A 26,979-nucleotide genomic window follows, 5' to 3' on the forward strand; every position below is an offset into this window, starting at 1 on the left:
GGCACGGGCTGTGTCTTCGCCGCCCGCCTTGGGCGCACGCTCCTTGCGTGCCGGGCGCGGCTTCGACCCGGGCGAGCCAAGCTGACGCCCGGGTGCAGGAGGCGCAGCCTCCATGCCAGCATCCGGCGCATGGCCGGGTGCTGGCCTTGCAGCGGCAGGCTGTGCTGCAGCCGCTGCGGTTCCGGCGACCGTATGGGCATCGCCACGGTCGCTCAGGGCCGGCGCACTGGCCTCAGCAGCGATGCTGCGGGCCTGGCCTGCGCCGGATGGGAGCGCGGCAGCACGTTTGCGGCGCCGCTTGCGTTTGCGCTTGGCTGCGGTCGGCTGACCCGCAGCCTCTGGCTCTGCTGCCGGGCCTTGCGGCTTAGCTGGCAGCACCGTCTGGGCCGCCGCAGTCTCCTGTTCGGCGGCCTGATCTTCGCCAGCGGCTATCCGTGCGCTGGCACGCTTCGCAGATGGTTCAGCACTCGCTGTATGCACCTGCGAAGCTCTCTCCGTCTGCGGTACAGATCCCGTCTGCGGATGATCTGTAGTCCCGCTTTCCTCATCCATTCGTGTGATCGGCTCCGTACGCTCCCTACCTGGTTGTAGCTCCGGGCGCTTCGCCTTTCTCCTTCTTCTCCGCTTCTTTTGGTTGCCCGAAGGCGAAGAGGAAACCGTTGCAGAATCAACCAGGTCAGCCATATCGCCCTCCACCGAAGAAAATGAGCCTATGGATGGCTGCGACTCCATACGTCTTATAGACGCGTTGACTGATGCCCCATCGACTGCATCGGTGATCCGGGCTGCAGTTTGGTTGGCAGACGCTGAAGCTTTGGCCGTATTATGCCGGGCTGCCGTGGTCCCTTTTGCGGTCTTCAACGCCTTATCTGTCTGCGGGATGGATGGGTTAACATTATCCGCTTGTCCACCGAGCTGGCGACATTGGCGGCAGGCTCCACGTCTGGCTCCGGGACCAGCCCGCTTTCCGGTTCTTCGTCGAAATTCGGACAAAGATCGCTTTTGCCCGCAATACATACATGTCTTGGTCAGTTGCGCTTCATGTTCCGTCATTTCCTGCCGGAAAGGGGCCGAGCCCGTCTCCATGTTGTCACCTCGGTTCCGTATGAATCCGGTTTCTTTCCATTGTATCACATCTGCTCGCGAACACACTCATAGCCAGATGTCTCATAGTCTTTTTCCTTGTATTCCTGGGCTCCTCCACATTCGTGAAGAATGTGTTCAACGTATTCCAATATATCTTGCATCGGTCTCCCGCATTGTTCACATGTTGTCATTTATCTCACCTTGTTCCTGTTGTTTAGGTCGTCGACTTATAAAATGATTGAAATTGCTTCCGCTTTCTCATTACCCTTCGAATATAAAAAAGAAACACTCGTTCGCCATAGGATAGTCCGCTTCGAATCCAAAAAAACCGCTTCCCGCTCAACCCTAAGGTCGACCAAGAAACGGTTTATTATTCCTGTATTGGCTATAAATTTAACGCACATCGAGTTGTCCCGAGTTTTGTTGTGGCACCAAACGAGGTTTTGGCTTCGGCAGATTGCCGAAGATGACCCAGGCCAATGGGACAAATCGGGCCGTGAGTCCAACCACGAGCCATGAAGCCAGCAAAGCCACTCCGAATCCTCCGGCATACCAGAGATGAATCAGCCAGGAGACTCCGGTTTGTGGCGGGTAGTTCCGATATACCAGCAGGAAGAACGGATGAATCAGATAAATACCGAAGGACAGCGCCCCCAGCCGATTGAGCGGCTTAACGATTAGCGATGGCCCTTTGCGATATAGCAAATATGCGATTTGGATCAATACGAGCGCACAGGCGAACGTATGCAGGTTCCAGAAAAATTCGTACCACAGCGTGTTATACGTGGCAATTTTCATACGTAACAGATAATAAATATATACATGACCGAGTCCGGCAAAAATCCATACCGCCCACAGCATAATCCATGAAACTACACGAGCTTTGGTTGCATTTTCCCGGCTGATGACAAACCACTGCTTAATCTTCGGAAAATATACCCCGATAAAAGCACCCAGCATGAAGTAAGAGAAGTACGAAAATGCCCAGCTTCCTTTATTCGGCACTTGAAATCCATATTTATTACTGACGATAAATGCCCACTGAATGAGTAACCCGATCGGAACAGACCATTTGACCACCGATGGATATTTCTTAAGCAGCCACAACACCAACGGAAATATCAAATAAAATTGCATATTGATAAATACAAAATACAGATGTGTATATGCCTTGCCCGTGAACAGTTTCGTTATGAAACTCACTGCCGATTCTCCAAACGGGCGTCCCTGATAATGTGTAATATGCAGCAATATAAAGTACATCAATGAAAATATGAAATACGGCAGTAAAATATAAACGAATCTTTTTTTGTAGAAATTACTTACCAGCTTTTTGTCCAGCGGGCGAGAATAATAGTTATAGAACAGCACAAAACTGCTCATGAAAATAAATGTTGGGGTACCATATTTCATAAAGATATTAATAAAGTTGTAAAGCCAATAATACCCCGAACCCGTCATGTCCACCGTTGCAAACGAAGTGGAATGCACACACAGCACGCCGATTATGGCCATGGCACGGACCAGATTCAGCTCTGGAATTCGCTCTCTTTTGATGGTTTCACTCATGTTCTACGCTTCTCCTTCATGTGTTCGTCAATATGTCAGATATGACTTAGTACGATAAGCTCTCTATCTATTAAAAGGCATAATGCTTAAGATGGGTAGTCCAATTTCTTAAAATATTCTGAATTCCCAACAATTTTCATCGTATTTTCATGACTATATATGTAAAAAAAGACCGCTATGGCGCGGTCTCAGGCACATTTTGAAACTTTATACATTTTTGTTGGTTCATCGGGCTGAAAATGGAAAATCTCAACCTTTTAGTCCCATCCCTGTTAGGTGATCCGAAGCTCTAAGCTCCAATGACCTCCTAACGATCGGTCTGACGGCTGGCCAAAATTTGTTTATACACGTCAATCGCTGCATGGCGAGATGCCTTCAGATCAACGATTGCATTCTCCCTTGGCATATGGATTTCTTTGCTGTCCAAATCCTTCAGACCTGGCAACCATTTGCGAATATAATCCCCTTGCGGATCATACTTCTCTGACTGTGTTACAGGATTGTTCACCCGGAAATACGGAGCTGCATTCTCACCCAGGGAAGCACACCATAACCAGTTTCCCCGGTTCTGTATGTTGTCATAGTCCCGCAGCTTACGCCTGAAATACGCCTCACCCAATGTGAATGGGCATTGCAGATTTTTGGTCAGGAACATGGCGGTCAGAATACGGAGCCGATTCGGCATATATCCAGTCTCATTCAGTTCCGTCATCGCTGCATCGATAATTGGAATGCCCGTTTCGGCTCTACACCACCGTTCGAAGTGAAGATCACTGAGCGCGGACAGATCGTAACTCTTTTCATATGTAAAGTAGTGACTCTCATACACCGCACGATACAGATAGAAGTCACGGAAACATAGCTGTCTGATCCATTCACCCGCTTGCTCCTTGCGAATCGCTTCATCGTACAGCTTGCGGATGGATACAGCCCCTACAGCTACATAAGAGCTGAGATGACTTGGTTCATATGCTTCATATTCATCTCGATGGTCGCCATAATCAGCTATCCTGTCGGACAGGAAGCCCTCCAATAACCGATAGGGGTCACTCGAGTCCGATACATTGAATGTCAGTAATTCTTGTGGTACACGAAGGGAAGCTGGCCATTCGATCTGCTGATCGCTGACCTTCACATCGGCAACCGTTGTTGTCGAAGGGGGATTGGGATGCTCATTCATGAATTCTACCCACCTACGATGGAAGGCAGCAAATACTTTATAGGGCTCAGCCTTTCCCGTAAAATCAGCAAATCCCGCCAGATCCATCAGCAGATGATCCGTCAGCTGCGTAAAAGTCACGCCTCTCCCCTCGGTCACTTTGCGTATTCCACGGTCACGCTCGAAAGCATACGGGGTCATGTCCCGATGTACAACGACCTCGTCTACACGCCCTTGCAGCTGGTCGAGGACATCATCAACGACCTTGGCTGGTTTGCCGTAGGCCACATGCAGTTTGCATCCTTCCTCCCGGTACTGCTCACCAAGCTTCGCTGCATGATGGAGAAAGTTGACACCACTGTGTTCCTTCTCACGGTTCTGCCGCAATAGAAATGGATCATAGATGAGTAGATGCAGACTTTCCGCTTCCTGGTTCCGTAAATAATCAAATGCAACCAGATCATCCGTACGCAAATCTTTGCGATGTATGAATAACTTCATGCCTTATCCTCCTGCCCGAACTTCCGTTTACCGTGCCATCAGCTTCTCATAAAGTCTGCTTGTTTCCGGCTCCGGTTGATGTCCTAGATCCTCAAGCAGAGTCCGTGTGAATGAATCGTACAATTGGAGTATGGCTTGCTGATCATCCAGTGATGCATACACATTCATCATTAACCGGCAGATTTCTTCGGCATAAGGCTCACGTTCCAATAGTTCACTCAATTGTTCAATCGCTTCCTTACCCTGTCCTTGATTCATATTCCATTCGGCGAGGTCCACGACCAGTCGTATATATTTACGTCTCAGTTCTCTCGCTTTGGCTTGAGCCCAGCGATAATCATGTTCCTCCAGATAGTCGCCGCGGTAGAGTGGAACGATATCTTTCAATTGAGCCACATTATCTGGCGTAATTGCAGCATACGCTGTCCCTTGTTCAAATTGCTCCACATCACTCACCAGATTGCCTGCTAACAGACGATAGCGATTCATATTGTATTCCAGCTTACCCGTCATGCCCCATTCTTTCAGCAACTTGCGGATCTGATAAACGGACGTATGCAGATGGGTTAACCCTTTCTCTTGGGTGACATCTGCCCACAACTGATCTAGCAGAATCTCCTTGCTTACCCATTCCCCCCTGTGATGAAACAAAAATGCAAACAGTTCCTGTGATTTGGTTGTGCGCCACCTGTGTTTCTGCGCTTTCTCATCCAGGCTTCTATAGATATCCAGATGTTTAAAGGTAAGCAATCCGGGCACATGGGTATCCACCCCGTCAACCTCTGGTTGTGAAACCTGTACCTCGGTAGTTGCAGCAGCCGGGGCAGACAGGGGGATTATGCTGGCGACAATTCGATCGATTGTTTTGGCTAGTCTTGTGGAGCTCACCGGCTTTAATACATAATCCAATGCATGCAGTTCAAAAGCTTCAATCGCATGATCGGCATAAGCCGTTACAAATATAATACGAATGGTGTTATCCAATTGCTGTATATATTCAGCCGCTTCCAGTCCATTCATTTCCGGCATGCCAATGTCCAGAAAAACAACGTCCATGCGCTCTTTTGCCAGAAAATCCAAACCATCACGGGCTGTTAAAAAACACTGCACGGGTGTAATCCGTCCGTCTGAACGTAACAGGCGCTCCAGATGGAGCTGCGCCGGTTTCTCGTCATCGATTACAATGGCTCTCACGGTTCTTCCAGCCTCCTGCCATGAAAATATTCATAAGAATACCGACCTTATCGGCATCCGCTTATTAGTCTGTTAACCACTCTCGTTTACATCAGCAACACTATTTGGAGAGATTACCCCTTTTGTACGGGTATGCGAAACCGTATCTGTGTCCCTTTACCCGAATGACTCTGAATCTCCAACCCTTGACCATACAAGGAAAGCAGACGCCGATTTATATTCTGTAACCCTACACCCCCGGGACCTTCTGTACGCCCCGACTTCACCTGGGCCAAACGCTCAGGTGGTATGCCCACACCGTCATCCTGCACCTGAACGACAACATGCTCACCTTCTATGGAAACAGTGAGGTTTACCGTGCCGCCTGCCGCTCGCTCCATCACTCCATGACGAATGGCATTCTCCACAAGCGGCTGGATACTGAGCGGCGGCAAATAGAGACGCACATCAGGGTCCACGTTATAGTTGACCACCAGACGTTCCTCAAAGCGGGCCTGTTCCAAATGTACATAAGACTCCACTAATTCCAGCTCCTTAGCCAGCGGAACCAGCTGGTCCCGGTTCTGAAAATCGAAGCTTCCTCTCAGGTATTGACTCAGTTCAATAAGTAGATCTGTCGCCTTGTCCGGGTTCACCGCACACGTCGCAATAATGACGTTAAGTGCGTTATATAGAAAGTGCGGCTTGATCTGGGCTTGCAAAAAGGCCATTTCCGTACGGATGACCTCCTGCACGGAGGTTCTCATCTCGATTAAGGTCCGTACCCGGGCACGTAATTCCCCTGCATCGACGGGTTTGCTCAGAAAGTCATTGGCACCTGCCTGAAAGCCCAACTTAATATCCTCGGGCATCCCGCGAGCCGTCAGCATCAGAATAGGCAGCTCGGACAGGGAGCTGTGCTCACGCAGTTTGCGGCACAACTCCAGCCCAGACATCCGCGGCATCATCCAGTCTGTAATGACCAGATCAATGGACGGGTGCTCTTCACGCAGCTTCAATGCCGCCGCCCCGCTATTCGCTGCAATGACACGATATCGTTCAGTCGATAACAGATTGAACAAGACCTGCCGATTCACCGGGTCGTCGTCCACGATCAGAATGGTATGCTCCGCCTCCCCGTTGTCCTCCATATCATCCGCTTCGACTGAAACGGTATCCTGCACTCTTTTTTCTTGAGCAGGTACATAACGGGCCGCTGCAGGCCGCGAGCTCGTTTGTAGCAGAGGCGTCTTCACAATGGGCAGTGTAAAATGAAAGGTTGAGCCTTGCCCTGGCTCTGATTCCACCCAGATGGTTCCTCCCCCAAGCTCTACAAGCTTGCGTGTGATGCTCAGTCCAAGACCCGTTCCCCCGCTTACCCTCTCGCTTGTTCCATTACCTTGTTCATAGGCCTGGAATATGTCCTCCTGCTTCTCCGGGGCAATTCCGACACCTGTATCCGCGACAGATACCGTTACCAGGTCTCCATCCACACGGGCATACAGGCGAATCTCACCCTGCTGGGTGTACTTATACGCATTACCCAGCAGGTTATACAGAACCTGCCTTAATCGATCCTCATCCGCCTCAACCAGCGGCAACGCTGGAGGCCAATGCTGAATCAGCACAACGGGTTTGTCCTCGAAGGTGAAGCCGGAAACTTCAACTACCGTCCGGGCCACCGATTCCAAATCAACGGCTACCCGATTTAAATCAATTTCACTATTTTTGAGCTTGGCAAAATCCAGAATATCGTTTACCAGCAGCGAAAGTCGCTTTCCGGTTGACGTAATCATGGACAGATTTTTGGCCTGCTTGGGCGTGACCGCTCCAGCTGCTCCTTCCAGCATCGACTGGGCGATATTAATGATGCCATGCAGGGGAGTTCTTAGCTCATGAGATGTATTCGCCATGAATTCATCCTTCAGACTGTCGATGGCGAGCAGACGTTCAGATAACGCTTCGACTTCACGGAATGATTGTGCGAACCGGAGCGCTGTAACAATCATCTGGGCAAAAACAAATAACAGAAGCTCGTACAGCGCGAGAAATGTCGTATCCATGGGGGTGAACGCACCCACGGTATGCAGCATAACGACCATGCATATGCTCATCATGCTAATTAGAACGAAGTGGCTGTCGTTGGGCCTTTTCTTTATCCAATGGAGCATGGCCCGCAGGGTGTAACCGATCACCACAAGTGAAATGAGCAGCATGGGCAGCTCCAGCCACGAGAACAAAACAGGAGACATGGTCAGACCGATAGTGCATTGTGTAATAATCAGAACCACACCCAGACGGACAAACCACGGATGGACCGCTCCAGGTACAAGAGCATCCATATAACGAAGCAAGTAATAATAAGCGAGAGCAGCGCTGATGAATTGAAGCCGCAGAATTTCATTGCTCGTCAGGAAGGGCAGCAGCGTTCCCAGCAACTTCTCGCCATGAGTCAGTGCGTACATCGCACCCGAAAGGCTGAATAATCCCAGATAACGAAGTTCTTTCTCACTGCGCCGCAGCCTGAAAAGAAGCAGGAAGAAGGCTGCTGGGAGAATAAATCCGAATAACGTCATCAGATCCTTAAGCCAGTCCTGCTGTTGGCTTTTCAGTATGCTATGCTCGTCCCCGAACAGAATGGATGCGACAATGCCGCCAGACGAGTAGCTGTAGTTGGATACTTGAATGATAATATCTGCAATGTCGCCATCTATGGATGTGAAGCCCGTAAATGGCAGATTGAGCTGGATGTCCGTATCCTGTGTTGGGCCGGGCAGCCCTTTACCGCCGATCTCCTTGCCATCTATGAACAAGCGATGGGCCATACGGATATTTCGAGTACGTATTCCATAATCGTTCTTTTCTGTTCTCGGGGTTATCCTGACACGCAAATGATAGGTTCCGTAGCCATGAGCTTCTCCAAGTGTCTTGTTCCATTGGGACGGGACATGAATGCGTGAAGGTGGAGAAAGCGGCTTACGCCCCGATACATTTGCCTCAAAATCGACAGGTGTCAGCATCTGACCCGGATAGAAATCCCACGTACCATTCAGAGCAGCTGCCCCCTGCCTGTCAAATTCCCATGAACTCAGATCTATGACTCCGTCTCTTGCTTGAGGATTGCTTCGTTCGGAAATCAAGTTCTGCACAATCGACCCCAGAGGGAAGACAACAATACAAATAAAGCTAATGATGAGCATAATCCAGTGTTTTTTCATCTATGTATCCTTCCGCCTCCACGGCGACAGACGTCTAATTTTGTCGTTTTATACCTATAGTCCCATGTTACACGTTTCTGTTGCTGACGGAAATAGTTGGCTCATGATATTTTCGATCAAAAAAAGCCGCTGGCTCATCTGCCGGAATGTATCCCTGGCAAAGAACCTGCGACTTCGTTTATTGGTTATTCTACGCTTGTCCGACCACCTGAGCGAGCTTCTGTACAATACCTGTCCAGCCCTGTTCCATCCGTTCGCGGACCATGGCGTGAGCCTGCCCAAATTCAGTCAATTTGTCCGCGTCCCAACCGCTGTGAATCAGTGTAAAGTCAGTACCCTGTGCTTGCTCCACCAGTTCGAAGCTCAATGTCCAATCCTTGCCCCACCGGAATGACAGCTTGTGTGGAGGCTGGACTTCGGTCACTTTGCACGGAGATTGCCCAAAGGGTCCAGCTTCCAGTATAAATTCATGCCCTTCCACCGGCTCCAGATTGCTCGGCATAAACCACGATTCCATACCTTTTGACGTCGATACGATCTCCCACACCTTCTCTATCGGAGCGTGTAGCAATACTTGCTGCCGGATATCGGGCAGTGCACTTGATGATTCCACTATAAATCGCCTCCTACTATATATTAGCATTTTGCTTCACTCCATATTGTCGCTCACGGAATTCGTGCAGAACGCCCATTTAACTTATTGTTCGAAATTAAGGGATGACTGTCAAATATGTTCCTCTAACAACAGGTGTGCTGTTGACTGCCTTTGAAGACAAACCTATAATTGGAACATATTACATAAAGGGTGTGTGATTCCTATGTTAGTCTGCTCCGAAAAATCCAATTCCAACCGTTGCAGGAAGGGATAACTCCTCTCAACCCCTCCCTTCCACATTCTAATTCAAATGATGTTGTGGAGGAATCGTAACATGTCTTTTAGTTATTATGGTCCATTATGTACCGAGGTTTACAATGCCACCAAGCCCATTGGACACTCCCTTGGAGGCGACATTGAATTTTATCGTGATATTCTGATGAACTGCAAGGGACGCATCCTTGAAGCGATGTCTGGCTCAGGTCGAATGCTAATCCCATTACTTGAAGCAGGTTTGAAAGTAGACGGTCTTGATTATTCAACCGATATGCTCAATTCTTGCCTTGCGCTTTGCACCGAGCGGGGACTGCCCAAGCCTGAATTGTTCGCTGCTGATCTGGAGACACTTGATCTCCCTTATCGCTACGAAGCCATTATTATTCCCGGAGGCTCCTTGTTGCTTATTCAAGACAGACAGGCTTCCGTGAAGGCACTGTGTAATCTGTATCATCATCTGGAACCAGGAGGCCGGCTTGTCCTTGATCTCTTCCTGCCGGATGTGACGAATACTACCCCGTACTACTCAGGCACCTCGACTGTTCAATTACAGAATGGTGACACGATTACAATGGAAAGTAAAGACATCGAATTGAATTTGCTTCAGCAGTACAAAGTGAGTCTGATTCGCTACGAAAAGTGGCGCCAGGGCACACTAATTGCTACGGAACTGCAACAGCTTGCATTACGTTGGTACGGAGTAGAAGAGTTCCGCATGATTCTGGAACAGATTGGTTTCTCCGACATATCAGTATACGCCGACTTCGATCCTCACCGGGCACCGTCCCGCTCCGATCAGAAATATGTGTTTGAAGCGACTCGAAAAGCTTGAATATTATAGAAGATAGGATCTAGATTCAGCTACAAAATCAGGCCACAGCATAAGATTATCCCATGCTGTGGCCTTTTATTACAAATATATCAATGTTAAATTAAGCTCAGTATCCGCGTGAATATTGCTCCGCAATAGCGGCTTTATCCTTGCTGACACCCAACTCCAGAGCGGCATGTGTCGCCCAGTACGGGTCACGCAGCATACCTCTGCCAACGGCAACCAGATCCGCATCACCATTTCCGATAACCGCTTGAGCCAGAGCTGAATCCTCAAGCATGCCCACCGCGATCACAGGAACGTTCAGTTCTTCCCGGAAACGACGAGCAAATGGCACTTGGTAACCAGGGTAGTTACCCGGTTTACGTTGTCCTGAAGGTCCTTCACCACCGGAGCTGATATGGAACATGTCCACGCCTGCTGCCTGATAAGCACGGGAAATTTCAATGGTATGATCAATGTCATATCCGCCATCAGCGTATTCCACCGCCGAAATCCGCATAATGAGCGGCATGTCTTCCGGCATTTCTTGTTTCACTGCACGAATGATTTCGACGCCAAAACGGGAAAGGTCCTGTCCATATACATCCTCCCGATGATTCATCAATGGAGAGTGGAACTGATGGATGAGATAACCATGAGCACCATGCAGCTCAATGGCATCGACTCCGGCAGCTACTGCACGACGTACACCGTCCGCAAACTTCTGTACCATGGCTTGTGTTTCCTCTGTAGTTAAAGCATGCGGTGTATTGAAGCTCTCTCCAGGGAAAGTAACCACTGATGGAGCTACAGGCTGTGCCGCATCCTCTGCTTTACGTCCGGCATGTGCGATCTGAATCGCCACCTTGGAGCCATAAGCGTGAATGCCATCCACCAACTTGGTAAAGGCAGGAATGTGTTCATCTGACCAGATGCCCAGGTCATTGTCAGTGATACGTCCGTCCGGATCAACATCCGTCATCTCGATCACGATCAACCCTGTACCCCCAACCGCACGGCTTACATAGTGTACCTGATGCCAATCGTTCGGGATACCGTCTTTGGCAGTTACGGAATATTGGCACATCGGTGCCATGACGACCCGGTTGTTTAATTGAAGCCCCTTGAATTGATACGGGGAAAATAATTTCTCTGTCATTCAGTTTGCATCTCCTATTCCATATAATGATATATGTTGAGGCATTCACTTGCTTTCCAGCTCGGAAAACCGCTGCCCGTTCTTACCGTTCACTAGCGATTCGAGTTATGCTCACTCTTGCTGAACACACTCTTTCACCACTACTATTATGAACAAGACTCCCCATATTACAAGTACGTACATTTTTGTTACATAGTACCCTTTTTGATACCTAGTCTGCATCCAGCTCCGATTGATCCATTACTCGAAACCGTTCCAAAACATGATATGATAGCCATACAGACATACAGGATTTAATATAAAATAAGTGGTCAACTTATATACTAACCGAGCCAAAGGAGCGATTACTGGTGAAAGATATTTTAATCCAACGACTGATTACCTATGCTCAAATGGATACACAATCCGATGAAAGTAGTGAGACATGCCCTTCCACACCCGGCCAGCTGGTCTTGGGAAAATACCTGGTTGAAGAATGCAAATCCATCGGTTTGCAGGATGTGACCATGGACGATAACGGCTATGTGATGGCGACATTGACATCCAATACAGACAAGGACGTTCCAGTAATTGGTTTCCTGGCCCATCTGGATACGGCTACCGATTTTACAGGCAAGAATGTCAAACCACAGGTCATCGACAACTATGATGGGCAAGATATTCTACTGAATCAGGAACTGGACGTGGTGTTATCCACCACCGATTTCCCGGAACTGCGTGAATATAAAGGCCACACCTTGATCACAACAGATGGCACAACTTTGCTTGGGGCAGACAACAAGGCAGGCATTACCGAAATCATGACGGCGATGGCTTATCTGATTGAACACCCGGAATTGAAACACGGAAAGATCCGCGTCGCCTTTACTCCGGATGAAGAGATTGGCCGCGGGCCACATAAGTTCGATGTTCCTGCTTTTGGAGCCAAGTATGCCTACACGGTGGACGGCGGACCACTCGGTGAGCTGGAATACGAAAGTTTCAATGCTGCTGCTGCCAAAATTACGGTTCGAGGTACCAACGTTCACCCGGGTACGGCCAAGAATAAGATGGTCAATTCGGCTAAAATCGCGATGGAACTGAACCGCCGTTTACCTGCAGAGGAAGCTCCCGAATTCACGGACGGTTATGAAGGATTTTATCATTTGCTGTCCATCGAGGGAGACGTCGAACAGACCAAGATGAGCTACATCATCCGCGACTTCGACCGGGAGAAGTTTGAGGAACGCAAAACATACTTGTTGAATGTCGTTAGTGAGCTGCAAACCAAATATGGTGAGAAAAGCATCTCCATCGAATTAAATGATCAGTACTATAACATGCGGGAAAAAATTGAACCAGTACGCCAGATCGTCGATATTGCGCATGAAGCCATGACTCGCCTGGGTATTGAGCCGATTATTCGCCCGATTCGCGGAGGCACGGACGGTTCTCAGCTCTCGTACATGGGCATGCCTACACCCAACATCTTCACCGGTGGAGAGAACTATCACGGCAAGTTCGAATATGTGTCGGTCGATAATATGGTGAAGGCCACGCAGGTCATCGTGGAAATTGCTCAATTATTTGAACAGCGTGGGGATGTTTAATCTACATTCCATTTCTGTATGTAACAGCATTGGAAAAGAACCTGTCACTTAAAGCAGGTGGAGGCAAAAGAGGCGCCCTCTGACATCCAGAGGGTGTCTTTACGTCTATGCATACAACTGGTTTGAGGCCCTGCCATCTTCCCTATTTATTCGTACATATTGCCTCCCGCAATTTCACGCAGCTGCTCCAGATTGCAGATGACGAGCTTTCGCCGTTCTTTTCGAATGATCTCGCGGTCACAGAGGTCATGAATGACCCGGTTTAAGTGCCTGTAGCTTGTACCCAGCATATCTGCCAGCTCTGTCAGCTTGGAGGTCTGGATTTCTTCCGTAATCTGCTCCCCCTGCTCCATCGTGGACAGCAAATAGCTCGCAAAACGGCTCTCGACCGGGTATAGCAGATTAAGACTCGACAAATTGGAGAAGGTATATAACTTGTGGGTCACATGGCTGAGCATAAAATGGAGAAACTTCGGATTTTCTGCATATGTATTTCTGAGATAACGATAACTCACACCGAGCAACAGGCTCCTGTTAACGGATTCCACTGTATTTTTGGCTTCCTTGCCATTAACCAGCTCCAGGTCTCCGATCAACGCAGGCGGCGTACTGAAACGCAGTAACAGAGATTTGCCATTCGGCAGTGTCGTATAAATCTTGAGCTTACCCTGAACGAGAAAATACAATCGTTCGGGACGTTCACCTTTGGCACATATAATCTCTCCCTTGGAGGCTTCCAGCAGTCTTAATTCAGCAAGCGCAGGCTCGTCCAGCACCTGATCCAGGCCATGCTCTCGAGCAAGTTGGCGCAGCAATCCAAAGTCCATGATCTCTCTCATCCCGGATTAACCCCCCATGTGTGATTCTGCATATACAAATGGACATATGTCCCATAAACCATATACACCCGTACAAATATCTTGATATAAAAATAGTTACAACTAGAACTTATATCCAATAAATCAGTTTAAATAGAAATTACTTTTAACTTTAGACTTTGAAATGACAATATTTTATTCAAAAAGGAGTACAGGATAGCGCAATCTTATCCGATGAAAGATAAAGCATGCTGTTCGTCTCCAAATTTAACCTAATTTAGATAAGTGAAAGGATGGTTCGACCTACCATGAATGTTGTAGAAGCCCTTTTGAAAGTGATGCCTTATATCCGTTTGATTCTTAGAGAACCAGCCAGTTTGACCGTGTATGATCACGAAAAGGTATTGTATTCCGTCTCCACCGATAAATTCAATCTCGGATTCAACGAAGGCGATCCTCTTTTGGACGGATATAAAAACTTCACTGCGCTCACGAACGGACGCGAAGCCACGCTGACCCACTTACCAGCTGAATTCTACGGTATTGAGCTGGATGTTCTAAACATTCCGATCTTGGATGACAATCATCAGGTTGTCGCCATCTTCTGCGTGTCGTACGATCAATCGAATCAAAATCAGCTTGAAGCTATTATACAAGAGAATCGAACCATTAATGGAACTCTGGTCGATATGGACCAACACGTCGCTGCTCATGCCGAGGAATTGCAAGCCACCAGCGAACAAATTCTGGAGAACACACGTCTAGCGGTACACAACTCTTCCCAGATTAACAAAGTGGCCGGATTCATTCGTGAAATCTCTGAACAAACCAATCTTCTTGGACTTAATGCCGCTATTGAAGCTGCGCGTGTAGGTGAAGCCGGCGCAGGTTTTGGCGTCGTAGCAACAGAAGTTCGCAAACTTTCGGTCGATGCCAAACAGGCTACCAGTGATATTGATATTAGCTTGAAAGATGTACAAGAAGTTATTAAACAGATGGAAGTTGAAGTCTCCCAGATTGCAGCCTCTTCACAGGAGCAAGCTACACTCGTATCATCCTTCACGGATGTGATCGAGAAGCTGAATGAAACGGGTGAACGCATGAAAGCTCTGTCCGAGCAACTCATTAGTTACTCTGTGAACCAATAGGAGAAATATCTCTCAGGAATGGAACTCGTTTGGGCGGATAATGCTTAAATCTTATTTCCTCATATGCAACAAACAGGACTCCGGGACTTCCGTTAAGGAAATTCCAGGTCCTGCTTGAGTTGCCTTTATCGTGGTGTATTTCACGAATTCATTCTACTTGGTCCCTGTAACCTCAGCCTCGGATTCCCAACACTCCACTTCACCCGGAATGTGAATACGATCCCTTGTAAAGATGGGGTCACGCCCCTCGGCCTTTTGTTTCCTATAATCCTTGAGCGCTTCGAATGTCACTTTGGACAACATCAGGATGGCAATCAGGTTCACTACCACCATCAGCCCCATAAACAGATCAGCCAGATCCCATACCAACTGCACCTTGGCTATAGCACCGAACAGCACCATCGCGATGACGCAGATACGATATACCCACAGCCAAATTTTATTGGACTTGATAAATTCAATATTTGTCTCTCCATAGTAATAATTCCCGATGAGCGTACTGAAGGCAAACAGAAATACCATGACGGCCAAGAATCCGGATGCCCATGAGCCGATATGCACACTTAATGCCGCCTGGGTCAATTCAATCCCGCCCAAATTCGAACCTTTGTACACGCCTGACAACAAAATAATCATGGCTGTACTCGTACAGATGACCAAGGTATCTGTCAACACGCCAAATGCTTGAATAAGCCCTTGTTTGACTGGATGAGTTGTATCCGCCGTTGCCGCTGCATTCGGGGCACTACCCATACCTGCCTCGTTGGAGAACAGCCCACGCTTGACACCATTCATCAGTGCGGCTCCCAGTGTACCACCCGCAACCTGTTCAATACCAAAAGCATTTTTCACAATCAGGGCAATCATGGCTGGAACCTGAGTGATGTTAGCCAATACAACAAATGCAGCCACACCGATGTATAACACCGCAAGAACGACGACAATGTATTCGGACGCTTTGGCAATCCGTTTCACACCGCCCATAATAATTCCTGCAAATACAACCGCCATAATGATGCCGACTGTCAACCGATCAACACCGAAAGAATTTTTGAATGCTACGGTGATGGTGTTGGACTGCACTGCATTAAAGACCAAACCGAACGACAATGTAATGAGAATCGCGAACAAGATCCCCATCCAACGTTTGCCCAGTCCCCGCTCCATATAATATGCCGGACCCCCGCGGAATCCACCATTGTCTTTAACCTTATATATTTGAGCAAGCGTGCTTTCCACAAAACTGGAGGCCGAACCAATAATCGCAATGATCCACATCCAGAACACTGCCCCTGGTCCGCCCAAAGCGATGGCCAGCGCTATACCGGTGATATTCCCGGTGCCTACACGGGCTGCCATACTGATACAGAATGCCTGAAACGGCGAAATTTTGCCAGGCTCCTTGCTTCTTGGCTCCGCAAGCACTTTGACCATATCTCCAATCATCCGGAATTGCATGAACCGGGTCTTGGTGGTAAAGTACACTCCGCATACGACCAACAAAATAATTAATAGCTTGGACCACAGAAAATCGTTGAAAACGACGACAATATCTTGTATTGTTTGCTCCATCAGCAATGCCCCTTTTCGTTGGTGTATCGTTAAAAAAGTGTCCCAGCCGTATGACTGAGCGGATAAATCTCATACTACTGCATAAAGCATGCATTTCTGTCGCCTAAACGACCGCTTCACGCTAAACACGATGGGGTTAAGTGTAACGTTTGTACCATTTCGCATAACTTTGAATCCACACTTATGGATGTTACTTATACTACAGGGACATCTACGAAAACCGACAAATACCTACATGGAATAGTTTAATTTTTTTATAAATTAGCAACGTTTATCCATTCACTGTCACTTTACCTGACATAATATTCAACTTATATTGGGATATATCTAAAGTTGGAACGGGTCTTCACACCAGGATACGCAACCAAGTATGATAAGAGTGTACATGTAGAGAGGCAAGATTAGATTCATAGAGGTAACGAACGGAATATGAAGGCACGATCACACAAATTGATTCTGAGGCGGTACAGACCGTTTCTTCACCATACATTGATTAATCGCATCATTTGCGGAGAAAGGAGTTACGACATGCGTTATTTTATCGTGGATGATGATCCAGGGGTTCGTTCCATGTTGATGGATATGATAGAGGATGAAGGGCTGGGTGACATTGCTGGGGAAGCGGAGGACGGAGCACATATCCACGCCGAATTGCTGGAGTTGCACAAGGTCGATGTCCTGCTGATTGATCTGCTCATGCCACAGCGGGACGGTATTGAAACGGTACGCGCGCTTGAGGGAAGGTTCGAAGGCAAGATCGTAATGATTTCCCAGATTGAATCGAAAAATATGATTGGCGAAGCCTATTCGCTAGGCATCGAATATTACATTACGAAGCCGGTTAATCGGCTGGAGATCCTGTCTGTTCTGCGTCTGGTGGAAGAACGCCTTCGCATGCAGCAATCCATTGCAGATATTCAGCGGACGCTGCAGGGGTTGGCCAGGCTGCAATCTCCCGAACGCGCTGCGTCACAAGCTCCAGACAAAACGATTACCACAGCAGGGCATTTCCTGCTGTCCGAGATGGGCATGATCGGAGAAGCAGGCAGCAGGGATCTGCTGGACATGCTGGAATATCTGGAGCAAGTCGAGACGGAGGACCATAAGCTGTCTCCTTACATGTTCCCTTCACTGAAGGATATTTTCCAAAATGTAGCGATACGCAAACTGGGCAGAGATGCTTCCCCGGCAGAAGTGACCAAGGAGATTAAGGCATCGGAACAGCGTGTCCGGAGAGCCATTTTCCAGACCCTAAGCCATGTTGTGTCTCTGGGACTGACGGATTATACACATCCGAAGTTCGAAAATTATGCGTCAAAGTTCTTTGATTTTACCGAGATTCGCAAAAAGATGCTGGAATTGCAAAACAATGTGGAACCTTCCCTGTCCCAGACACGGATTAACACGAAAAAGTTCGTTCAGGTCTTATATCTGGAGGCCAAACGGTTGCTGCATTAGTGTAAAGTCTCGATGCTCCTCATTGAATGCGGCAATATGCATGTACCATAGAACAAGCGGGCATGATTCAACTGGAATGACACAGCACACAGTCTTACACCCACTGCGTCTGTTCCAGCTATTTTCATGCCCGCTTGTTTTTTCATGCTCATCTATATAGTCCAAAGTAAGGTTGATATTCAAATTGTCTGCTTGCTTCGGTTCATTCGATTGTACTCATTGATCAGTTCATCCAGTGCCATGGACTGTTTTAGCACATCAGGATGTCCAAAACCACCCTCGTTATGCTCTACCAACATATGAAGGTTATGTCTAGCATTTTCGATTTGACTTTTCAATTCCATACTCATAACCATCGCCCTTAATACCTCCTTATTTCTGTGTTACATTTTAGGTTTTCCTGTCAATCTATAGTTGGATTAACATTTGGCATAGTTGGCATGGATTTTATGGTTTCTTCTCCATAAGTTGAAAGTCGCTATGTTTTTAAAAATATTAGACATTCCAAAAACGGCTTGAAATCGCCTTATTTAGGGTTCAAATGTGATTTTATAGCAGAAATTTCAATGGACTGGCTTCATCATCAAACGATTGTGACATTATTGTGTATGTTGAAAAAAAACAAAAAACACCCCTCTATCCTACAGGAGCCTCCAAGAGGGCATCCTATATATTATAGAGAGGTGCTGAGGGTTAAACTTTTTTTAACGGGTGACCTTCACCTTAATCACATCACTTGTAACCGATCCACTCGTGTTAATCCATTCCACATGGTATTCATACTCGCCTGGTGCGCGATCTGTAATCACCGCCGTTGCCGTCTGTGCATTCGGGGATGCAGCGGTCAGCGGCTGGCTGTCGATTTCTTGACCGTTCTCATACAGACGATAGGAGGTGGCATTCGTGCCCCACCACATATTCACCGTAATGGTGTAGTTTCCATCTCCATCCCAGTTGTCATGAGAAAGCACCGGTTTTGTTGGTGCAGCATCTCGCACGGTTACAGTATGTGGCGCGCATTCGGTTGTCCCCTTTGAATTGATCAGTTCGCAAGTATACACATACGTACCATCCGCCCGTCCCGAAATATCCGTAGATGCCTTTTGGGCAGAAGGGGTAGAAGCTGTAAGCTTCTGCGTATCGATCAGTTCACCATTCTCATACAATTTATACCGTGTACCGTTATTCCCCCACCACATATTCATCGTGATGGTGTAGGTTCCGTCGGCCAGGCCAGAGCTATAGCCCGCATTGTCGGACAACACAGGTACACCGGGTTCACCTGCGGCCTGGTCTGCGGCAATGACTGTCACTTCTACGGAAAGCTCGGTGATGAGTCCCACACCATTCACTGCCCGGGCTGTAAATGTGTGTTTGCCGACCAACCCCGCCAGCGTAATTTCATCACCCTGCTCTACAGCCTCACCATCCCAAGTTAATTGCAGAAGCGTGATTCCGGACTCCGGATCTTCTGCCTTCACACCAACTTTGAGTATATCCTCTTCACTCATCTGTTCCGCAGGCATTCCGGTAATGACCGGAGGCGTTGTATCTTCCATTTCTTGCGGAGCACCTACATAACGAATATTCGGTGCCGCTGGCTGATCCATGCCTACTCCCAGATGGAAGCCGGTGTGTGGCGGCTGGTTATAGGCTACATTTTGCCAAGCTACCCCAAGGCGGTAAACCGGATCATGCATCAACGTGCGAATGCGCGCAACCGTCTCATCTGTCGTCGTATAAATGCGTAATTCCGAACTGTCCTGGCTGCGCCACATCACTTCTTCACGCCAGTCGCCAAACAGATCGGCCTGCAAGCTCGGGTTGGCTTTGGTACCATTGTTCGAAGCCGCACCTGTTGCCGTCAGCAGATTAACCGTCGTTTGGTTCTGGGCATCCCATTTGTCGACACGAATGCCATCCTGCAGTTCACGCAGCAGGTCTCCGTCCCACCAGATGCCGAAGTTGGTGGACGATGGAATCTTCGTCGAGATTAGTTCGCCCTGAGCACTGTAGAGCCCGGTGATCGGAATGTGCTGTTCATTCGTAATTGTGGCTGCCCACACTTCCGACCCCGGATAATTCGGATCAATATCCGCAGCCATGCCGCGTCCGGTATCGATACCTGTGAATACACCCCAGAGAATCTCACCGGTAGCTGCATCACGCATTTCCATACCGTACTGCGAATCTTTGTGTTCGTGTACGTCGAACACCTCCAGTCCCGGACGAGTCGGGTCCAGATCACTTAGATGCATCGCATCACCATGCCCAAGTTTCGTATTGTAGAGCGGTTTGCCATCATCATCAATAGCCATTGCGCCAAATGTAATCTCATCCTTGCCGTCCCCATCCACATCTGCAACCGAGAGATTGTGATTTCCTTGGCCTGCATACTCGCCGTAGCCATCATCATTGGAGTCAAAACGCCACACTTTGCTCAACTTTCCATCACGGAAATTGTAGGAGGCCAGCACGGTACGCGTATAATATCCACGGCTAAACATGGCACTTGGATGTTCACCGTCCAGATACGCCACCGCTGCGAGGAAACGGTCCACCCGGTTTCCATAGCCATCTCCCCATGAAGCCACATCTCCGCGCGGCGGATCATATTCCACCGTATCCAGCGCAGCCCCGGTTTCACCATCGAATACAGTCAGGAATTCATCCCCAAGCAGAACGTAGCCCGAACTGTTCCGGTGATCTGCATTCGCGTCACCAATGACCTTTCCTTGCCCATCGACAGTGCCATCCGCAGTACGCATCATCAGTTCCGCTCTGCCGTCACCGTCGAAATCATAAACCAGGAACGGAGAGTAGTGCGCTCCCGCACGGATATTTGGCCCCATATTGATGCGCCACAGTCTTGTTCCATCCAGCTTGTAAGCATCCATGTATACAATGCCTGTGTATCCGGATTGAGAATTATCCTTGCCGTTGTTTGGCGACCACATCAGAATAATTTCATATTCACCATCACCATCAACATCACCTACACTGGCATCCCCCGCATAATACGAATACGGCTGTCCGTCTTTCGTATATGCATCGGCAGGCTTTTGCAGAGGTACAGACAGGTACTGCTCCTGCCAAACGCCGAATTCCTTCGTTGCCGCTTTTTCAATGCCGTTTTCTACTGTCATGACGCGGTATTTGGACGCATCCGTGCCTTCGGCATCCGTAAAGTTGGTGCTTCCCGTTATCGGTACATCGTTAAGCTTAACACCATCCCGATACAGATTGAAAGCAATCGTCTCCGCATCCAGACCCAGCATGCGCCAGCCGATATAGTTGCCGTTTTCTGTTTTTACAGCGACCGGAGCACGGTCCAGATATTCCATTTCACGATTTAGCGTTGTTGCTACAGGTGTTTCGAGTACCACCGACAGTTCGGATACCCCACCTGCATTCACAGACGCCACTTTATAAAAATAAGGAATGGTGCTGAGAATGGTGGAGTCTGTGTATGCCGTCTCCTTGGTGCGAGCGATTAAGTCATACGGCCCATCCTGCTTCACAGCACGATAGATTTGATATGCACGTGCTCCTGCTGATTCCGTCCAAGTGAAGGAGACGTCATTTTTGTTAATGCTTAGTAACGACAGACCTGAAGGGACCTGTGCCTTCTCTACAGATGAATCAATCGTCGAAACAGGTAATGCATTGGATGCTACCGATTCTGTACCTGTACGATCTGCAGCCGTTACCGTATATACATAATTCATGCCCAGGTCGACCTTGTTGTCGATATAGGTTGTTGTATCGGTAGTTGCCAGCAACTCGGCTTTGGTTGCTCCGGTTGACTGACGGTACACCTTATACTGCACGTCATCCCCAATTGCATCCCATGACAATGCAGCCGTGATCGGATCACTCTCCAGATCCAGGCCATCCAGTTTCAGATTAGAAGGGGCCACCAAGACGGGTGTAATCTCAAGTCCGTTGAGATGCGCCGTAGCCCCGCTGAAGATCAGGTTCATCTGTCCATCCTGGACGTTAATCTGGTTGATCACTTTTTCGGCTATATTTTGAGCGCCGGAAGATACCGTTCCATAATCTTTGCCTTCGATGTTCATATTGGTTTTTGCTGATCCAATCCAGTCCCCCGTGTACGTCTTGACCGAATAGGTACCATTCGGCAGATCCACTTTGAATTCATATGAACCGTTAAAATAAATGACGAAGTCACGGCGCAGATGATCCGTCCCGCTGCCACGATCCCGATCTGCCATATTGGCGGAAGACGTTAATCCATAACCGCGTTCAGGCGTATACAGTGTATTCCGATTGACTTCCGTATACCCTTCAGCAACCGGAGATCCTACCGGGCCAAAATCATACCGATACGTTGCCGATTTGGTGGTGAAGCTGACCTCATCCGAAGGTTCGGATTCTCCGCGGCCATTCACAGCGGTTACTCGAACCGTGTACGACTTGCCTTCCACCAGACCGGTTAGTGTTAAAGTAGATATAGTTGCCGTTCCTGCCAGCTTGTAGGCAGACTCCGGCTCTGTTGAAAGCTTACGGTACACTTTGTAGATGTCTGCGGTATCATCCGCCGTCCATTTCAATACCGCTCCAGCGTTGCTAATGCTGCCCGCCTTCAATCCGGCGGGTTTGGCTGGCAACTCAGCCGGAACCTCGGCATCCTGAACCGCTTCCGATAAGGGCAGATTCAGTTCACGAACCGCACCTGCAACCAGACGGGCAATCTGAATGGCCCCATATTCCTGGAAGTGGGTATTATCTGTTGCCCCGTTCGGGAACGCCTGATAGATACCCGGTGAGACATGGAGGAAGACAGACAACGTCGCTTCCGGCCCAATGGAATCATAGTACGCAATGCTTAGTGCGCTTAGATCGATCAGCTTCACATTTTTCTCCGAGGCTACTTCTTTCATCGCCTGCACATATTCAGGGAAGGACACATTGAACTTTCCTGTGTCTGCGTTAAAGTCCCTGCGACCCATTGGGGTTACCAAGACTGGGGTAGCTCCCCGCTGCTGCACACCGTCTATGTAGGTTTTCAGATAGTTTTTGTAATCGGCGGGTGAAGCATAGCGGTCTGGAACACTGATCGTTGCATCATTATGTCCGAACTGCACGAACAGATAATCTCCCGGACGAATGAGGCGCAGAATCTCATCCAATCGCCCTTCGAATATAAAGGATTTGGAGCTGCGTCCACCGATGGAATGGTTTTTAATTTCCACGGCGTCACTGAAGAAGGACGGGAACATCTGCCCCCAACCGGCTTGGGGCTCCCAATACGGATTGTACGTTTGCATCGTGGAGTCACCCGCAAGGTACACCGCAGGCTTGTTACCTGCTTCGCGTTCCTGCTGTTTGGTGATTACCAGTACATTGATATTCGCAGCCGTTCCGGAAAATTCAAAGTTCATCTGCCCATCCACCAGAGCGATATCAAAACTCATCTCCAGATACTCACCCGCTGCCTTGGTGTTCGGCTGAACCTTGTTCATGCTCTCCACCTTGATGGCTATATCTGTGTTGCCTTCACTGTCGCCAGCGACCAGGGAGACGGTATAATCACCGCTTGGCAGGTCTACCTTAAATCCGCCCCCATCGGTAATTTTGGCAAAATCCGATTTCACCGGATCACTTGTACCCCGATCCTGAACAATTACCTTGGACAAATCCGTGAAGCCATACCCCTGTTCCACCGAATAGGCAGACGTACTGTCCACCCCTGTATATTCATTCGCAACAGCTCCTGAGCCAAAGTCATATTTATAAGTGCCCCCGCCGGATGCTTCCCCATTCGATACGGCTGCACTTGCGGTTGGCGTGCCAAACATCGTACCCCAGCCCAGACTGGAAATCGTAAATACCCATAGAAGCAAAACCAAGCCAACTCGCCGCGTCTTCGCGATCATGAACACCCATCCTTTCGTTTCTCATCATGGAATGATATAGCCAGAACGATGGTACAATCCTTAAGTAAGCGCTTGCATTTTGTTGTTTTAAAAAGGATCTGCTTTTTGATTAATTGATCACCTCTTTAATTTTAGTTTTCAAGTTCTTTAATGCTTCACATCAGTAAACTTTGAGGCAAAGGTTTTCATTTCCCCTCGATACTATCCCTTCTTCCAGGGAATGAACATGTAAATTTCCGTCTTTTTCCACCAAAAAACCGATTTCTTCGTTCGTGATCTCTAACACAAGTCTCACAAGGGATCGGATTACAGTTCAAAAGGTAATAAAATCCCTTTTCATACGAGGGTCATTCAGGTACAATAGGGCGATGTGTGTGTCCGGACCAGGCGGATACGAATTACGAAGTATAGAGGACGATTCGGTTCTAACCGATCATCCTGATTTGATTATTTGGAGGCTCATCAACACCATGCAAACTGATTCACAGACTAAAGTCAAAATCATAAACGCCGATCCCAGCGCGATGGGATTATTTGGGTTGGCCATCGTCACTCTGGTCGCTTCCTCCCAGAAGCTTGGCATTACAGACGGCCTTAGCTATGCCATTCCTTGGGCCATTTTCCTGGGCGCCTTTGCCCAGTTGTTCGCATGCATTCAGGATTCCAAACGCAACAATACGTTCGGCACAACTGCCTTCGGCGCATACGCATTCTTCTGGTTCGCCATGGGCGCCAACTGGCTGATCAAAATGGGCGTGTTCGGCTCCACTCTGGCAGAACAAGCAGATGGCAAGCAGCTCGGATTTGCTTTTGCCGGATACCTTGTGTTCACCCTGTTCATGACGCTGGGTGCCATTGAAGCCAACAAAGTATTGCTCATCATATTCATTCTCATCGACTTCCTGTTCCTTGGTCTGACCTTTGACGCTTTCGGCGTAGCTCCTCATATCTTCCATACCATCGCAGCGTATGCTGAAATGGGAATTGGAATCGTATCCTTGTACGGCACAGGCGCTTCTGTACTGAATGCTCATTTTGGCTACACGTTCTTGCCGATCGGCAAACCGTCCGGCATTTTCAGACCCAAGGCTTAATATACAGCATCCAACCGCCCGCGCGCCGGTCCGCGCCAGGCGGTTTTTTTTGAATTATGCATTCAATTGAATATCCATTTGACGGACACCTATACTAGAACTAACATATAGAGACGATGGACTCGGCAATCTTCCAGAGTGCATTAGCCATACTGTCAGGAGGAAAAAGTGGATGAGAGAGATACCTAAACCTACAGAGTTTGACCAAATAGAGAAAAAATACATGCGGGAGACACGTTGTTTCAAGACGGCAAGAGTGTTCCCTACTGATGTCAACAATCATAACACGTTGTTTGGCGGAAAACTCATGTCCTACATCGATGACATCGCGTCCATTACAGCATCCAAGTTGTGCAGGGTCAATACCGTCACAGCTTCAACCGATTCAGTCGATTTCCTGTATCCGATTAACCCGACAGATTCGGTGACGTTGGAATCCTTTGCTTCCTGGACGGGACGAAGTTCAATGGAGATTTTTGTGAAGGTGATCCGTGAAGATCTCAAGACCGGGGAAAAGAAGATTGCGGCGACCGCATTCCTCACCTTTGTCGCTTTGGACGAAAATAACCGTAAACTCATCGTCCCCCGCATCATTCCGGAGACGGAAGAAGAGAAGAAATTATACGAGACCGCTCCAGCCCGGGCAGCCATGCGGAAACAACGGCGGGAAGAAAGCAAAAAATTTGCCGACTTCCTTACCGTTACATACCCTTGGGAATAAGAAAAATCACTCCAGCTTCACAAATCCAAGGGTCATCCAACATGCTTATCTGGACGATGCCGGAAATGTGGATATTGCTCTGCTATCCGGCAGTTCGCCACCCATGGCGACACACCACTGTTGATAGATGCGATAGGCAGCGCCACTCTCCAGCAAACCCTGGCATGTATAGATACCTTCTTCTATTGAATTGACACGCCCCGTCGCATATAGACGGAACCCGCCATTCAACAGAACCTGGTTCACAAAGGCGATATGCCCATTCCCTCTTAACACGGCTTCACCTACTTCAAGCTGTTTGGCTGCCGTCCACACCAGCTCCGGTGCAGGAATATCCAGGTCATAGGCAGCCGGGTCTACCAATTCAAGCCTCATTTCGCCCTGTTCCACGGCATAGACCCGAGTCGGCCGATCGATATACAGGTCTTCCGAACCCTCCATCCCCTGTACAACATAAGCACGACGATACTGGAAACGGGTGAGCAGCTTGGCAATCCGATCCAGAAACGTATTATGAAATACACCAAAAACCAAATATGGCGATTGGTTAAAATTAATCAGTTTCTCCGCCGTGTTCAGAACTGTACGAAATCCAAGCTCTTCCCGCAAAGGACGAAGTTGCCGGAGAGGGGCGCACCACTCCTCGGATGAAACATACATCACTCCTGTACGCAGGGCAGCACTTCTGGCATCTTCACGATCCATCTCCCATGTATTAATCCCCGCTTTTCTTAACAAAACCGATAACGTAACTCCCCACTTCGGTGGCAGAGGTTCACTTCCATGCAATGTCACCGGAAGGCCTGCAGCAGCGAGCACAAACGCAGTCGGAAATGTGGCCATAAAGGACTTGGTGCGTCCATCATACGGTCCAGCACAATCCAGTCCTTCCCGAAATATGGATAGACGCTCCGCATGGTTCTGACAAGCATGAACAAACGCTTCAAGCTCTTCGACATTTTCCATCTTCATTCGCTCAGCCATAAGAAAGGCAGCCGTCTGGGCAGGCGATACCTCCTGTCTGAGGATTTTTTCTGCTACAGCCAGTGCCTCCGCATAATGCAGATCACGCGAGCCTCGTTTCCCTCGCCCGACTTCCCTGAGTATTTCGGACATATCCACAAAAAAA

At 48.5% G+C, this 26,979-nt stretch carries 17 protein-coding genes; 6 read left to right on the forward strand and 11 right to left on the reverse strand.

Annotated elements, in window-relative coordinates; genetic code table 11:
• Positions 1-1,479 precede the first annotated feature (1,479 nt).
• The 5 genes from JNUCC31_RS13170 to JNUCC31_RS13190 form a co-directional block, all read right to left on the reverse strand.
• On the reverse strand, positions 1,480-2,655 hold the full coding sequence (locus JNUCC31_RS13170; protein ID WP_192271742.1) for an acyltransferase: 1,176 nt from the start codon (positions 2,653-2,655) through the stop codon (positions 1,480-1,482).
• A 307-nt stretch (positions 2,656-2,962) separates the two neighbouring features.
• Complete coding sequence (locus JNUCC31_RS13175) at positions 2,963-4,315, reverse strand: cryptochrome/photolyase family protein (RefSeq protein ID WP_192271744.1); 1,353 nt, start codon at positions 4,313-4,315, stop codon at positions 2,963-2,965.
• Positions 4,316-4,342: 27 nt separating this feature from the next.
• Positions 4,343-5,509 (reverse strand): response regulator, encoded by a 1,167-nt coding sequence (locus JNUCC31_RS13180; RefSeq protein ID WP_192271746.1) that lies wholly within the window; start codon positions 5,507-5,509, stop codon positions 4,343-4,345.
• A gap of 113 nt (positions 5,510-5,622) precedes the next feature.
• Positions 5,623-8,706 (reverse strand): ATP-binding protein, encoded by a 3,084-nt coding sequence (locus JNUCC31_RS13185; protein ID WP_192271748.1) that lies wholly within the window; start codon positions 8,704-8,706, stop codon positions 5,623-5,625.
• Between the two features lie 190 nt (positions 8,707-8,896).
• Positions 8,897-9,319, reverse strand: coding sequence for an SRPBCC family protein (locus tag JNUCC31_RS13190; protein ID WP_416234408.1), 423 nt, complete (start codon positions 9,317-9,319; stop codon positions 8,897-8,899).
• 316 nt (positions 9,320-9,635) lie between these two features.
• Between JNUCC31_RS13190 and JNUCC31_RS13195 the strand changes: the two genes are divergently transcribed.
• A complete protein-coding gene (locus JNUCC31_RS13195) occupies positions 9,636-10,409 on the forward strand; it encodes a class I SAM-dependent methyltransferase (protein ID WP_192271752.1) in 774 nt (257 codons plus the stop codon).
• A gap of 106 nt (positions 10,410-10,515) precedes the next feature.
• Here the strand turns inward: JNUCC31_RS13195 and JNUCC31_RS13200 are convergent, their stop codons facing one another.
• Positions 10,516-11,550, reverse strand: coding sequence for an NADH:flavin oxidoreductase/NADH oxidase (locus JNUCC31_RS13200; RefSeq protein ID WP_192271754.1), 1,035 nt, complete (start codon positions 11,548-11,550; stop codon positions 10,516-10,518).
• Between the two features lie 350 nt (positions 11,551-11,900).
• Between JNUCC31_RS13200 and pepT the strand changes: the two genes are divergently transcribed.
• Positions 11,901-13,139, forward strand: a complete 1,239-nt coding sequence (gene pepT, locus JNUCC31_RS13205; RefSeq protein ID WP_192271756.1) for a peptidase T — start codon at positions 11,901-11,903, stop codon at positions 13,137-13,139.
• Positions 13,140-13,285: 146 nt separating this feature from the next.
• Here the strand turns inward: pepT and JNUCC31_RS13210 are convergent, their stop codons facing one another.
• Positions 13,286-13,978, reverse strand: a complete 693-nt coding sequence (locus JNUCC31_RS13210; protein ID WP_192271758.1) for a Crp/Fnr family transcriptional regulator — start codon at positions 13,976-13,978, stop codon at positions 13,286-13,288.
• 287 nt (positions 13,979-14,265) lie between these two features.
• Here JNUCC31_RS13210 and JNUCC31_RS33925 point away from each other — a divergent pair, with 287 nt between their 5' ends.
• Positions 14,266-15,105 (forward strand): methyl-accepting chemotaxis protein, encoded by an 840-nt coding sequence (locus tag JNUCC31_RS33925; protein WP_192271760.1) that lies wholly within the window; start codon positions 14,266-14,268, stop codon positions 15,103-15,105.
• Between the two features lie 153 nt (positions 15,106-15,258).
• Here the strand turns inward: JNUCC31_RS33925 and JNUCC31_RS13220 are convergent, their stop codons facing one another.
• The gene (locus JNUCC31_RS13220; protein WP_192271762.1) at positions 15,259-16,677 is read right to left on the reverse strand and encodes an alanine/glycine:cation symporter family protein; all 1,419 of its coding nucleotides are present in this window, start codon (positions 16,675-16,677) and stop codon (positions 15,259-15,261) included.
• A 528-nt stretch (positions 16,678-17,205) separates the two neighbouring features.
• On the opposite strand from JNUCC31_RS13220, the gene JNUCC31_RS13225 reads away from it, so the two are divergent.
• A complete protein-coding gene (locus JNUCC31_RS13225; protein ID WP_192271763.1) occupies positions 17,206-18,135 on the forward strand; it encodes a response regulator in 930 nt (309 codons plus the stop codon).
• A 179-nt stretch (positions 18,136-18,314) separates the two neighbouring features.
• Here JNUCC31_RS13225 and JNUCC31_RS13230 read toward each other — a convergent pair whose 3' ends face one another.
• The gene (locus tag JNUCC31_RS13230) at positions 18,315-18,491 is read right to left on the reverse strand and encodes an aspartyl-phosphate phosphatase Spo0E family protein (protein ID WP_192271765.1); all 177 of its coding nucleotides are present in this window, start codon (positions 18,489-18,491) and stop codon (positions 18,315-18,317) included.
• A gap of 348 nt (positions 18,492-18,839) precedes the next feature.
• Positions 18,840-24,035: a rhamnogalacturonan lyase family protein gene (locus JNUCC31_RS33930; protein WP_192271767.1), complete on the reverse strand. Its 5,196-nt coding sequence runs from the start codon at positions 24,033-24,035 to the stop codon at positions 18,840-18,842.
• A gap of 470 nt (positions 24,036-24,505) precedes the next feature.
• Here JNUCC31_RS33930 and JNUCC31_RS13240 point away from each other — a divergent pair, with 470 nt between their 5' ends.
• Both JNUCC31_RS13240 and JNUCC31_RS13245 read left to right on the forward strand, forming a co-directional pair.
• Entirely contained in the window at positions 24,506-25,129 is a 624-nt protein-coding gene (locus JNUCC31_RS13240; protein ID WP_192271769.1) for an acetate uptake transporter, read from the forward strand.
• Between the two features lie 172 nt (positions 25,130-25,301).
• Positions 25,302-25,850, forward strand: coding sequence for an acyl-CoA thioesterase (locus JNUCC31_RS13245; protein WP_379383682.1), 549 nt, complete (start codon positions 25,302-25,304; stop codon positions 25,848-25,850).
• A 45-nt stretch (positions 25,851-25,895) separates the two neighbouring features.
• Here JNUCC31_RS13245 and JNUCC31_RS13250 read toward each other — a convergent pair whose 3' ends face one another.
• The gene (locus JNUCC31_RS13250) at positions 25,896-26,972 is read right to left on the reverse strand and encodes an anthranilate phosphoribosyltransferase (protein ID WP_192271771.1); all 1,077 of its coding nucleotides are present in this window, start codon (positions 26,970-26,972) and stop codon (positions 25,896-25,898) included.
• Positions 26,973-26,979 lie beyond the last annotated feature (7 nt).

The sequence above is a fragment of the Paenibacillus sp. JNUCC-31 genome, from assembly GCF_014844075.1.
Classification (GTDB): Bacteria; Bacillota; Bacilli; order Paenibacillales; family Paenibacillaceae; genus Paenibacillus.

Coding starts and splice junctions, on each gene's coding strand:
- JNUCC31_RS13210 (WP_192271758.1), bottom strand. CDS start 13,978: ATGAGAGAGATCATGGACTTTGGATTGCTGCGCCAACTTGCTCGAGAG.
- JNUCC31_RS13245 (WP_379383682.1), top strand. CDS start 25,302: ATGAGAGAGATACCTAAACCTACAGAGTTTGACCAAATAGAGAAAAAA.
- JNUCC31_RS13200 (WP_192271754.1), bottom strand. CDS start 11,550: ATGACAGAGAAATTATTTTCCCCGTATCAATTCAAGGGGCTTCAATTA.
- JNUCC31_RS33925 (WP_192271760.1), top strand. CDS start 14,266: ATGAATGTTGTAGAAGCCCTTTTGAAAGTGATGCCTTATATCCGTTTG.
- JNUCC31_RS13240 (WP_192271769.1), top strand. CDS start 24,506: ATGCAAACTGATTCACAGACTAAAGTCAAAATCATAAACGCCGATCCC.
- JNUCC31_RS13195 (WP_192271752.1), top strand. CDS start 9,636: ATGTCTTTTAGTTATTATGGTCCATTATGTACCGAGGTTTACAATGCC.
- JNUCC31_RS13230 (WP_192271765.1), bottom strand. CDS start 18,491: ATGGTTATGAGTATGGAATTGAAAAGTCAAATCGAAAATGCTAGACAT.
- JNUCC31_RS13185 (WP_192271748.1), bottom strand. CDS start 8,706: ATGAAAAAACACTGGATTATGCTCATCATTAGCTTTATTTGTATTGTT.
- JNUCC31_RS13170 (WP_192271742.1), bottom strand. CDS start 2,655: ATGAGTGAAACCATCAAAAGAGAGCGAATTCCAGAGCTGAATCTGGTC.
- JNUCC31_RS13225 (WP_192271763.1), top strand. CDS start 17,206: ATGCGTTATTTTATCGTGGATGATGATCCAGGGGTTCGTTCCATGTTG.
- JNUCC31_RS13220 (WP_192271762.1), bottom strand. CDS start 16,677: ATGGAGCAAACAATACAAGATATTGTCGTCGTTTTCAACGATTTTCTG.
- JNUCC31_RS13175 (WP_192271744.1), bottom strand. CDS start 4,315: ATGAAGTTATTCATACATCGCAAAGATTTGCGTACGGATGATCTGGTT.
- JNUCC31_RS33930 (WP_192271767.1), bottom strand. CDS start 24,035: ATGATCGCGAAGACGCGGCGAGTTGGCTTGGTTTTGCTTCTATGGGTA.